The 10,482-nt window shown below is 60.2% G+C and carries 12 protein-coding genes; 5 read left to right on the forward strand and 7 right to left on the reverse strand.

Features of this window, described 5'->3' with window-relative positions:
- Positions 1-15: 15 nt before the first annotated feature.
- Positions 16-300 (reverse strand): helix-turn-helix domain-containing protein, encoded by a 285-nt coding sequence (locus HZA03_11610; protein MBI5638603.1) that lies wholly within the window; start codon positions 298-300, stop codon positions 16-18.
- Between the two features lie 278 nt (positions 301-578).
- Between HZA03_11610 and HZA03_11615 the strand changes: the two genes are divergently transcribed.
- The 5 genes from HZA03_11615 to HZA03_11635 all read left to right on the forward strand — a co-directional run bounded on the left by HZA03_11615 (position 579) and on the right by HZA03_11635 (position 5,559).
- Positions 579-1,061, forward strand: coding sequence for a 2-C-methyl-D-erythritol 2,4-cyclodiphosphate synthase (locus HZA03_11615; protein ID MBI5638604.1), 483 nt, complete (start codon positions 579-581; stop codon positions 1,059-1,061).
- A 4-nt stretch (positions 1,062-1,065) separates the two neighbouring features.
- On the forward strand, positions 1,066-2,484 hold the full coding sequence (locus tag HZA03_11620) for a glutamate--tRNA ligase (protein MBI5638605.1): 1,419 nt from the start codon (positions 1,066-1,068) through the stop codon (positions 2,482-2,484).
- Positions 2,481-3,908, forward strand: a complete 1,428-nt coding sequence (locus HZA03_11625; protein MBI5638606.1) for a cysteine--tRNA ligase — start codon at positions 2,481-2,483, stop codon at positions 3,906-3,908. Before HZA03_11620 ends, HZA03_11625 begins: the two co-directional genes overlap by 4 nt.
- Positions 3,908-4,645, forward strand: coding sequence for a 23S rRNA (guanosine(2251)-2'-O)-methyltransferase RlmB (gene rlmB, locus HZA03_11630; protein MBI5638607.1), 738 nt, complete (start codon positions 3,908-3,910; stop codon positions 4,643-4,645). Before HZA03_11625 ends, rlmB begins: the two co-directional genes overlap by 1 nt.
- 62 nt (positions 4,646-4,707) lie before the next feature.
- The gene (locus HZA03_11635; GenBank protein MBI5638608.1) at positions 4,708-5,559 is read left to right on the forward strand and encodes a flagellin FliC; all 852 of its coding nucleotides are present in this window, start codon (positions 4,708-4,710) and stop codon (positions 5,557-5,559) included.
- Positions 5,560-5,645: 86 nt separating this feature from the next.
- On the opposite strand, the gene HZA03_11640 is transcribed toward HZA03_11635, so the two are convergent.
- From HZA03_11640 to rplM, 6 genes are all read right to left on the reverse strand, one after another.
- Positions 5,646-6,503 carry a tetratricopeptide repeat protein gene (locus HZA03_11640; GenBank protein MBI5638609.1) on the reverse strand — a complete coding sequence of 286 codons (858 nt, stop codon included), beginning with the start codon at positions 6,501-6,503 and terminating at the stop codon, positions 5,646-5,648.
- Positions 6,500-7,570 (reverse strand): MCE family protein, encoded by a 1,071-nt coding sequence (locus HZA03_11645; protein ID MBI5638610.1) that lies wholly within the window; start codon positions 7,568-7,570, stop codon positions 6,500-6,502. Before HZA03_11645 ends, HZA03_11640 begins: the two co-directional genes overlap by 4 nt.
- Positions 7,571-8,374: an ATP-binding cassette domain-containing protein gene (locus tag HZA03_11650; protein ID MBI5638611.1), complete on the reverse strand. Its 804-nt coding sequence runs from the start codon at positions 8,372-8,374 to the stop codon at positions 7,571-7,573. It abuts the gene before it with no gap.
- Entirely contained in the window at positions 8,356-9,201 is an 846-nt protein-coding gene (locus HZA03_11655) for an ABC transporter permease (protein ID MBI5638612.1), read from the reverse strand. Before HZA03_11655 ends, HZA03_11650 begins: the two co-directional genes overlap by 19 nt.
- A 233-nt stretch (positions 9,202-9,434) precedes the next feature.
- Positions 9,435-9,824 carry a 30S ribosomal protein S9 gene (gene rpsI / locus HZA03_11660; protein ID MBI5638613.1) on the reverse strand — a complete coding sequence of 130 codons (390 nt, stop codon included), beginning with the start codon at positions 9,822-9,824 and terminating at the stop codon, positions 9,435-9,437.
- A gap of 3 nt (positions 9,825-9,827) precedes the next feature.
- Positions 9,828-10,268, reverse strand: coding sequence for a 50S ribosomal protein L13 (rplM, locus tag HZA03_11665; GenBank protein ID MBI5638614.1), 441 nt, complete (start codon positions 10,266-10,268; stop codon positions 9,828-9,830).
- Positions 10,269-10,482: the final 214 nt, after the last annotated feature.

Consider the following 10,482-nt stretch of genomic DNA (forward strand, 5'->3'; position numbering starts at 1 on the left):
CCCGCTCCCCGGAGTCTACGCCGCGCGGCGCTTGAAGGTGATGCGGTATTCCACGCCCAACAGCTTCAGCATCCGCAGGAGGGTATCAAGCGTCATATGCGCCCCGCCAACGCCCCCCTCTATCTGCGCGATGCGTGCCTGTCTCACCCCCGCCAGCTTGGCGAGCCGCGCCTGCGTCAAACCTTTCGCTTTCCGCGTCTTGATGATCTCCGCGATGACGCGCACCTTCGCGCGCGACTCCGCATGGTCTATCCCAAGTTTTTTCGCCAGCTCTTCAGTGTTCAAATCCTTCCACGGCATAATCGGTATCCAACTCCCGTCCAGACATCCGGATAAGAAACCCTAATTACGCCGGTGCAGGTTTAAGGAGGCGCGGAATGGTAATTCAATCCGCGGCGGAAATGGTCGAAAGACCGCAACCTGTTGCGCGGCCTGAAAGGACGCAGTCTTCTTGCGCCTGTCGGCACAACCACAGATACAAGGTTGAAACCTGTACCGGGGCAAAACGCCTTCACATTAGAAAATTTAGGCGCGGGCGCGTATTGCGCGGGAGCGGGGCCGCGCGGTATCATGAAAAGATTGTGAGAATAGGAACAGGCTTCGATGCGCACCGTTTTGTTGAAGGAAGGCCGCTGATCATCGGCGGCATAACCATCCCCCATCCGCTGGGACTGGACGGCCATAGCGACGCCGACGTGTTGCTGCACGCCATCTGCGACGCGCTGCTGGGGGCCGCCGCGCTGGGGGACATCGGAAAGTACTTCCCTCCCACCGACATGCGATACAAGGGGATATCCTCGTTGCTGCTTTTTGAGAAGGTGGTGGCGTTGCTGGCCGAAAAAGGATACCGTGTGAATAACATCGATTCCGTCATCATCGCCGAAGAGCCGAAGATGGCCCCCCACATCGACGCCATGCGCCGCGCCATCGCGCTGGCCGCGGGCATCGCGCCGGACCGGGTGGGGGTCAAGGCCACCACCACCGAACGGATGGGCTTTACCGGGCGTAAAGAGGGGATCGCCGCGCACGCCGTCTGCACCATCGCCCCAATGGAACGGTAACAATATGGAAATCACCGCGCGGCCGTTCAGGGAAGTGCGTGTCCGCTTCGCCCCCTCCCCCACCGGGCCGCTGCACGCGGGCAATATGCGCACCGCCGTCTTCAACTGGCTTTACGCCAAGAGCGCCAAAGGCAAATTCATCCTTCGCATCGAAGACACCGACGTGGAGCGGAGCACTGAAGAATACAGCCGCGAGATACTCGAATCCCTCGCGTGGCTCGGCATCGGCTTCGACGAAGGGCCGCACCACCAGTCACACCGGATGGACATCTACCGCCGCATCGTCGGCCCCATGCTGGCCAAAAACCGCGTGTACCCCTGCTTTTGCACGGCGGAGCGGCTGGAGGAAGACCGGCGCGAGGCCGAAAAAAGAAGCCGCCCCCCCGTCTATCCGGGACGCTGCGCCGCCATCGATCTGGAAGAGGCGCGCGAACGGATGGAAAAGGAGCCGTACTCGCTCCGCTTCCGCATCACCGGCGACGACCTGACGTTTCACGACGCCATCCGCGGCCCCGTCACCTTCAATCTGCGGCTGATGGGGGACTTTATCGTGGTGCGCTCCAACAACATCCCCACGTACAACCTCGCCGCCGCCATCGACGACATCCTGATGAACATCTCGCATGTCATACGCGGCGAGGATCACCTGAGCAACACCCCCAAACAGATACTCATCATGAAGGCGCTCGGTTTTCCGCCGCCGGTCTACGCCCACCTGCCGCTCATCCTGGCCGAAGACGGCACCAAGCTCTCAAAGCGCCACGCCAACAGCTCGTTCCGCGATCTCATCGACGGCGGCTATCTGCCGGAGGCGGCGCTGAACTTTTTGGCGCTCATCGGCTGGCACCCCGCCGACAACGTGGAAGAGATGACGGCGGACGACATGCTGCGCAAATTCGCGCTGGAAAGCGTCGCGTTGCGCCCCGCGCACTACAATCTGGAAAAGCTGGACTGGCTGAACCGCCAAAAGCTGCACCACATTGAACCGGAGCGCCTGCTCGCGATTGGCAAGCCGTTCATTAAAGAACACGCGACGGCGTTTGACGCGCTGCCGCTGGATGGCAAACTGTTCCTGATGTCGGCCGCGCGGGAGAACATCGCCCGCCTCACCGATCTGGATGCCGAGCTGACCCCCTTCTTCGAGTACGCGCCGGATGCCGGCCTCAAAGACGGGCTGAAAGAATACAAGGCCGAAGCGGTGGCAACAGCCCTGCGCGGGGCCAACGCCGCGCCGGATATCGCCGCCGCCGCCAAGTCCGTGCAGGCCGCCACCGGCCTGAAGGGAAAAGCGCTCTACCTGCCGCTGCGAGCCGCCCTCACCGGGCGGTTGCACGGGCCGGAGCTTAAATATTTTTACGGCTTTTTAAGCCCGCTGGAACGGGAAAGAAGAATAGACCTTTTTTTGGAGCACCTCCGATCATGAGTTTGCGTATTTACAACACCCTGTCGGGCCAAAAAGAGGAATTCAAGCCGATCAATCCAGGTGAAGTGAAAATGTACGTCTGCGGCGTCACCGTCTACGACCGCTGCCACATCGGCCACGCCCGCGCCGGCGTGGTGTTCGATTTCGTTTTCCGCGCGCTGCGGCACCTCGGCTATGCCGTCACCTACGTGCGGAACTTCACCGACGTGGACGACAAGATCATCAACCGCGCCGCCGAACGGGGCATCCCGTGCGACGCGCTGGTAGACGAGAACATCGCCGCTTTTTACGAAGACATGGACGCGCTGCACCTGCTGCGCCCCACCCACGAGCCGCGCGCCACGCGCTACATAGCCCAGATGCTGGCGATGATACAGACGCTCATCGACAAGGGGATGGCCTACGAATCGGGCGGCGACGTTTTTTTCGCCGTTTCAAAGTTCCCGGAATACGGCAAACTCTCCAAAAAGAACATCGACGACCTCGAATCCGGCGCGCGCGTGTCAGTGAACGAATCGAAGCACGACCCGCTCGATTTCGCCCTCTGGAAAGCGGCAAAGCCGGGCGAGCCGAAGTGGGCATCCCCTTGGGGCGAAGGGCGCCCCGGCTGGCACATCGAATGCTCCGCGATGGGAAAAGACCTGCTGGGCGATGCGTTCGACATCCACGGCGGCGGCAAAGACCTCGTCTTCCCGCACCATGAGAACGAAATCGCCCAGTCGCACGGCGCCTGCGGCAAGCCGCCGGTGAATTACTGGATGCACAACGGCTTCGTGAACATCAACAAGGAGAAGATGAGCAAATCGCTCGGCAACTTCTTCACCATCCGCGAAGTGCTGCAAAAATTCGACGCCGAGGTTATCCGGCTCTACCTGCTCGGCACCCACTACCGCTCCCCCATCGATTTCGCCGATGCCTACCTTGTGGAAGCGCGCCGCCACCTCGACCGCCTTTACGCCACCGCCGACCGCGCCAAACAGATGATCGGCGCGCGCACAAATCCGGCCCCCCTCGATATTGAAAAAAGGCTGATAGCCGAAATAGAGGACGACTTCAACTCCGCCACCGTGGTGGCGCTGTTGAGCGAAGTGGCGGGCCGGATGAACGCCGAGGCCGACCTGATCGATAAAAAGAAGGGAGATGTCCACGGCCTCGCCGGCCTGTATGGGGCCTTTCAAACAATCGGCGGCCTGCTGGGCATTTTCAACCATACCCCGGCGGAATATCTGGCCGAGGCCAAACAAAAGCACCTTGCCGAAATCGGCATGAGCGCCGCCGAGGTGGCCGCGCTCATCACCCGCCGCGCCGAGGCGCGCAAGGCCAAAAACTTCGCCGAGGCCGACGCCATACGCAAAACCCTGGAGGAAAAGGGAATCGAAGTGAAGGATTCCGCCACCGGCTCGTGGTGGAGCGTTAACCGCTGATGGCAAAAGAAATAATTTTCGGGCGGCACCCGGTGCTGGAAGTGCTGCGGGCGGGCAAGCGCAAAGTGGACGCACTCTTCGTCACCGCCAACGCCGCGGATCGGCTGGAGGACGTTATCGGCCTCGCCGAAAAAAAGGGTATTCCCGTCAAACACGCCAGCGGGCACCAGCTTGACCAGCGCACGCAGGGGGCGCTGCATCAGGGGATTTTGGCGGTGACCGACCCGCTCCCGCAACACGACCTTGATTTTTTCATCGACCTCGTGAAATCGAAAAGCGCCACCCCCGTCATCGTGGTGCTGGATTCCATCGAAGACCCGCACAACTTCGGGGCGATCATCCGCAGCGCCGAAACATTCGGCATTACGGGCGCGGTTTTTCCCAAAGACCGGAGCTGCGACATCAACAGCACGGTGGTAAAAACCAGCGCCGGGGCGACGGAGCACATGGATTTTTGCCGCGTCACCAACATCGCCGAAACCCTGCGCCAACTCAAGCGCGAAAACTTTTACTGCATCGCGGCGGAAGCGGAGGGCGAAAAGAGCCTATGGGATTTCAAGCCGATTTTCCCGCTCGCCATCGTTGTCGGCAGCGAGGGCAAAGGGGTGCGGCCGCTGGTGAAAAAAAACTGCGACGAGGTGGTGAGCATCCCGCTGAAGGGGAATATCGGCTCGCTCAACGTCAGCAACGCCGCCGCCGTCTTCTTCTACGAAATTTCCAAACACCTCGCCCGCTGATTCCCGCCAATGGGTTGCTTTTTTGGGGTTTTGCCTTAAACTGTTAGTAGAGGTAAATAACCATGCCGATGCCGATTAACAGCGCCAGCAACAAAAATATCCTTAACCAGATAGGGAAAACTTCGAACGCCCTCGCCGGAAACCTCGCCAAACTGGCGAGCGGCAAACGGATCAACAGCGCCGCCGACGACGCGGCGGGAATGGCCATTTCGGCACAGTTGCAATCAAAGATCGCCTCCACCGATCAGGCAAGCTCCAACATCAGCCAAGGGGGCGCGATGCTCCGGACCGCCGAAGGGGGTCTGGGACAGATCGGCGACATGCTTTCGCGCGGGCGCGAGCTGGCGGTGCAGGCCGCCAACGGTACGCTGAACGACCAGCAACGGCAGGCGATCAACAGCGAGTTCACCAACATCAAGCAGGAGATCGACCGGGTCACGCAGACCACCGAATACAACGGCCAGCAGCTGCTTACGGGCCAACTGGGGCCGAACGCCCAGAATCCCCCCGTGATTCAGGCGGGAACCAACGCCACTCCCAACGACCGCATCGCCCTGAACCAGATCAACGCCTCCGACACCGCGTCGCTCGGCGTAAACAACCTTTCGCTCGATACCGCCGCGAACGCCCAAAACGCGCTGCAGGGAATCGATAACGCCATTTCGTCCGTGGCGCAAAACCGGGCGGGCATTGGGGCCATGGAAAACCGGCTGCAGGCCGGGGCATCCAACCTGGCGGTATCGAAGGAAAATCTCACCGCCGCCGATACGCAGATCAGCGGCCTCGACTACGCGGCGGAGATATCCTCGATGAAGCAGAATCAGGTGGCGATGCAGGCGGGCCTCAGCGCGCTGAAAAGCGGCCTGAAAACGCAGGAAAAAATGATCGGCAGCCTGCTGAACACAAAAGGCTGACACTGACAGGAGGGGTTAAAAACCTCCCCTTTATCCCCTCCTTCCCACTAAGGAGGGGATGATTCCATACATTTTCCGCGCCGCGTTCAACGCTCCGGAGCCGCTTCTTTCATCTTTTCATCAATCCGGGCCACCGCCGCCTGATCCTCCGCGGCCCTGCGTTCAAGGCTGCCGGCGCTGTTCACGGCATAAGCGCGGACATAGAAGTACCGGGCGGCGGGGTAATCCTTCTTCGCCTCATATGCCATGCCGATGAGATGCAGCGTTTCGCCGATGGCGGTCACGGCTTCATCCGCCTTATCGAGCGCCAGCGCGCGGTTGAGGTGCGTGAGCGCCGCGTCCGGCGCGCCCGTTTTTATGAATAGCAGGCCCAAGTTGCCCAGACAGGCCGATTCGGCGGAATTGTCCTTGGCGGAATGCGCCGCGTCCAACGCGGCCATGAAATGTTTTTTAGCCCCATCCGTATCGCCCTTCGCCATCGCCAGCCTGCCATGGGCGTTCTCCCGTTTCCAGCCGCCGATGCCGGCCGAAACGGCGGCGGCAACCGCCGCTTCGGCGCGCGGGATGTCTCCCCGCGCCAGCTCGGCCATCGCGCCAGCCAGCGCCGCCTCCGCCGCGAGAGCCTTCAGGTTCTCACGTTCGGCGATCCGCAGCGCCTGTTCAAAATAATCGGCCGCCAGCGGATAATTCCCCTCCAGCATGCCCGCTTTCCCCATCTTTATGAAGACGGCGGAAACCCCCGGCAGGTTGTCGGCGCGGCGGTACTCGCGCAGCGCCGCCTCGTACCGCCGCTTCGCGCCGGCCACATTCCCCCGCCGCAAACTTTCATCCCCTTGCCCTTCCTGGCCTTCGGCGCGGGTGGGGAGCGGCTTGACCGCTTCGGACGAGGCGCAGGCCGCCGCGAAAACCGCCAGCGCCGCGCATGCGATAAACAGCCGTTTCATTTCCCGCCTCCGTACACCGCGTCCCGCGCCGCCGGTTCCATCTGGATTTTTTCCTTGTCGGGGGACACCATGTTCTTCACCGGCCAGGAACGCTTGATTCCTTTCACTATCGCCAGGGTTTCGTTCAATGTCGTCTCCATGTCGTCCAACAGCGGCGGCACCTTGGCGGAGGTGTGCGACATGTCTTCGGCCATCGAGCCGATGTTCGCCACGGTCTTTTTCACGGTGGGGGTCATCTCGCGCATATCCAGCAGAAGGTGATCCATGTTTTTCAGCACCTGATTCATGTTTTTTTGCAGATCCGGCCAATCGCCGCTGGCGGTCTTCACGTTGCCGCTGATGTCGGCCACGTTATTCATCGTTTCGGGCAGGCGTTTGGCGGCTTCGGCCATCCGTTCGGAAAGCGTGGTTAACCGGTCGGCCAAACGGTCGAGGCGGTTGTAGAATTCCCCGTTGTCGGTGCTCAGGAATTTGCCCGCGGTCGATTTGCCGTTGCGTATGTTGCTGATCACCGCGCCCACATCCCCGATGGCGGCGTTGATGCGCTCATCCGGAAAGCCGGCAAGCACCTTCTCCACGCGGAAGACTATCTTTTCCGCGGCGGCAAGCATTGGACTCACGCGATCCATCAGGTTGTCCATGTCAAACAGCCCCTGCGCCGCTATGGTGCCGCCGTCTTTTGCCGGCGGCGCGGACTCGCTGCCGCCGCGGATGCGTATCTCCTTGATCCCGATCATGCTGGCCGAAGCGATAATGGCCACGGCATCGGCGTGTATTCTGTCCATGTACTGCCGTTCAATCATAAGCGAAAGTTCCACTTCATCCCGCGCTCCCAGCCTGACGCCGCCCACGCGGCCGATGGCCATGCCGGCGAACACAACCGGCGTACCGGTGTCGATCCCCTGCGCCGAAGCCACGATGGTCCTCAGCGTGGCCGTCTTCTTGAACAAACCGCGGTTATATCCCCACATCACGAACAAAAACAGCATGACCGCCGCCGGAATGCCGATGAACACCGCGATTGCGGCGTTTTTCTGCGCGGGGGTGAGCCGGTGTATGTAATGCATCTATTCTTTCTCCGTTTGATCGTCTTTAAAAAGAACTTTGAAAAATCCGCTGATTTCCCTTTTCTGCCGCTCGGTGTAATTCCGTATCTCCCTGAAAAATTCCCGCGCCGCGCGGTCGGTTGTTTCCAGCCGGCCGGAATGGGGGATAAGGCGGCGATCCACCAGATAGTAGAAGCTCGCTCCCTCAATAGCCGCCAGAGACGGCGAACAGGTGGTAATCAGCAAAGTCACTCCTTGATCGCGGAACCGCTTGATCGTCGCCATGACCTGCATGAAACCGGCCGGGTCGATATCCCCCCCGGTCGGCTCGTCCATGACGAGCAGGCGGGGATTTTGGATCGTGGCGCGGGCCAGCATTGCCAGCTTGGCGTCGTTGGTATTAATCTCGTGCGGGAATCGGTCGGCGATCCCGCCGATGCCGAGCAGTTCCAGCAGGGGGAGCACCCGGGCGCGCATCTCGCGCTCCCTCAATCCTTGATGATACGAGAGGGGAAGCCCCACATTGGCCGCGATGTTGAGGTTATCCAGCAGCGTCACATGTTGCGTCACCATGCCGATGTGCCGGAAATCCCCCTCCTCCGGGCCGTCACCGGCAAACATCCGCCGGCCCATCAAATATACGGCGCCGGCGGTCACGGGAGTTTTCCCCAGGCAAACATTGATGAAATCGGTCTTCCCCACCATGCGGGAACCGAGTATGACCGCCACACCCCCTTCCGGCAGGTGGAAATTGGCGCCGTTGAAAGAACCGGCTTCCGAAGTAAAGCTGACGTTTTCAAGGCGTATCATAACGTCATGTACCAAACGAAGGAGATGATCATATTGATTATGAAACTGGCGATAAACGCGGTAACTATTGCTTTGCTGGCCCGTTGGGGTATCTCGGTGGCGGAGGATTTAACGTTGACCCCCTGATGGATGCAGACGAGGGCGACGGTAAAACCAAGCACTCCTCCTTTGAGAAGACCGACCAGAAAATCGCCGGCGTGGAGGGAGCCGACGAAAAGGATTATCGTCTTGTTCAGGCTGGCCCCCCTTTGGAAAGATGAGATGACCAGCCACGAGAAAAACGTCATAACGACGAAATAGCCGTTGAGTATGATTCCCGCCGCGGTGAGACCAATTATGCGCGGGATATAAAAGTACTGGGCCAAGTCGATCCCCATCGCCGCCAGCGCCTCGTGATGGCGCTTCACCCGCATGTTGCCCAGTTCCACCGTGATGGCGCTGCCGGAGCGCCCCACGAGGATGAGCGCCGTGAAAAGCGGGGCGATCTCTTTGACGATGAGGCTGGTGACAATCCCCATGAGAAAGGCGGAAGCCTCGAAACCGGGAGCGTAGGTCATCATCTGCACCAGCACCACGCCGCCGATAACCACCGCGACCACGCTCACCACCCCCACCGCATCGATACCGGAAAAAATGATCTGGTGGATGGTGAGGTTTTTTACATACCGGCGGTGATTCCCCTTAAGTGAGCGAAGCCCCAGCCAAAATTCCATGAACAGGTAGGCGAGTTGGCGCCAGAAGGCGAGGCTCGCCAGCCGTCCCTCCAAATAACGCTCGGTCCGGGTAAGCGCGCGCTCCCCCTCCGCCGGCGCCGCAAGCGGCGCCAACAGTTCCTCATTCACCTGATTCTCCCTCCGGTTATCCCAGCTATGATAAGTCAGATGAAACGCCAAAAACAGGAGGAAATTTTGGCTCCACTGAAAAATGCGGATAAAAACCCACGGCGGGAAAAAACCGCGTGACGGATTATCCCGGTCCGCATCTGGCAAAGCCGGGACAGGTGCGGAACGGCGCTAAAATAAAAAAGCCGTCCTCCGCATGGCGGAGGACGGCATGGTAAACGGGGATACGCGGTTTACCGCTTGGAGAACTGGAACCGCTTGCGCGCGCCCTTCTGGCCGTACTTTTTGCGCTCCTTCATCCGGCTGTCGCGGGTGAGAAGGCCGGCCTTCTTCAGGGCGCGGCGGAATTCCGGATTCAGCTTGCACAACGCGCGGGATATGGCGTGGCGGACCGCGCCAGCCTGCGAATTGAGGCCGCTGCCGCGCACGGTGGCGCGCACATCCAGCTTCGCGTCGCTGGCGGCGATCACCAGCGGCTGCTTCACCAGCATTTCGCTGGAAGGGCGCTTGAAGTATTCATGCAGCCCCTTCTTGTTAACGGTGATCTTGCCGGTGCCGGCCGCCAGCCAGATGCGGGCGGCCGCGGTTTTGCGGCGGCCGGTGGCGTATTGAGCGTTAGCCATTCGTCATATCTCCATTTTTTCCGGTTGTTGCGCGGCGTGCGGATGCTCCGCGCCGGCGAAAATCTTGAGTTTCTTCATGAATTGCGCCCGCAGCTTGTTGCCCGGCAACATGCCGTGAACCGCTTCCTCGATCACGCGGTCGGGGTGCTTGGCCAGCATTTCCCCGGCGGTGGCGGAGCGGAGGTGTCCCACCCAGCCGGTGTGGTGGTAGTAAATCTTGTCGGTAAGTTTTTTGCCGGTCAGCTTCACCTTCGCCGCGTTGATGACGATCACATGATCGCCGGTGTCAACGTGGGAGGTGTAGGTCGGCTTGTCCTTGCCGCGCAGGGCGTTGGCGACCGCGGTGGCTATGCGGCCGAGGGATTTCCCTTCGGCGTCGACAATGCGCCACTTCTTGTCGCTGTCCTTAAAATCTTCTTTACGTGCAAAATAAGTCGTCTTCATGTTTAATTTCCCATCTCAAATGAAAAAAGAATTATATAGATTCCCGTGGGATTGTCAAACATCTTTTTTGGGGCTGTTGCGAGCACATTAACCGTCCGGTGTAGGAGCACATTACCTGTCCGGTTATATAAAACGTCCATGGAGGCGTTTTATGAGAAAGACGATGTTCGGGCAGGAGGTGTTACTCATGCGATTTCAAGAAGCGCATAGCGGC

The organism is Nitrospinota bacterium (assembly GCA_016217735.1).
Taxonomy (GTDB): Bacteria; Nitrospinota_A; UBA7883; order JACRGQ01; family JACRGQ01; genus JACRGQ01.

Bases quoted from the DNA above. Each gene is read 5' to 3' on its own strand.
- HZA03_11635 (MBI5638608.1), top strand. From the start codon at position 4,708: ATGCCGATGCCGATTAACAGCGCCAGCAACAAAAATATCCTTAACCAG.
- rplM (MBI5638614.1), bottom strand. From the start codon at position 10,268: ATGAAGACGACTTATTTTGCACGTAAAGAAGATTTTAAGGACAGCGAC.
- HZA03_11625 (MBI5638606.1), top strand. From the start codon at position 2,481: ATGAGTTTGCGTATTTACAACACCCTGTCGGGCCAAAAAGAGGAATTC.
- HZA03_11620 (MBI5638605.1), top strand. From the start codon at position 1,066: ATGGAAATCACCGCGCGGCCGTTCAGGGAAGTGCGTGTCCGCTTCGCC.
- HZA03_11645 (MBI5638610.1), bottom strand. From the start codon at position 7,570: ATGCATTACATACACCGGCTCACCCCCGCGCAGAAAAACGCCGCAATC.
- rlmB (MBI5638607.1), top strand. From the start codon at position 3,908: ATGGCAAAAGAAATAATTTTCGGGCGGCACCCGGTGCTGGAAGTGCTG.
- rpsI (MBI5638613.1), bottom strand. From the start codon at position 9,824: ATGGCTAACGCTCAATACGCCACCGGCCGCCGCAAAACCGCGGCCGCC.
- HZA03_11610 (MBI5638603.1), bottom strand. From the start codon at position 300: ATGCCGTGGAAGGATTTGAACACTGAAGAGCTGGCGAAAAAACTTGGG.
- HZA03_11640 (MBI5638609.1), bottom strand. From the start codon at position 6,503: ATGAAACGGCTGTTTATCGCATGCGCGGCGCTGGCGGTTTTCGCGGCG.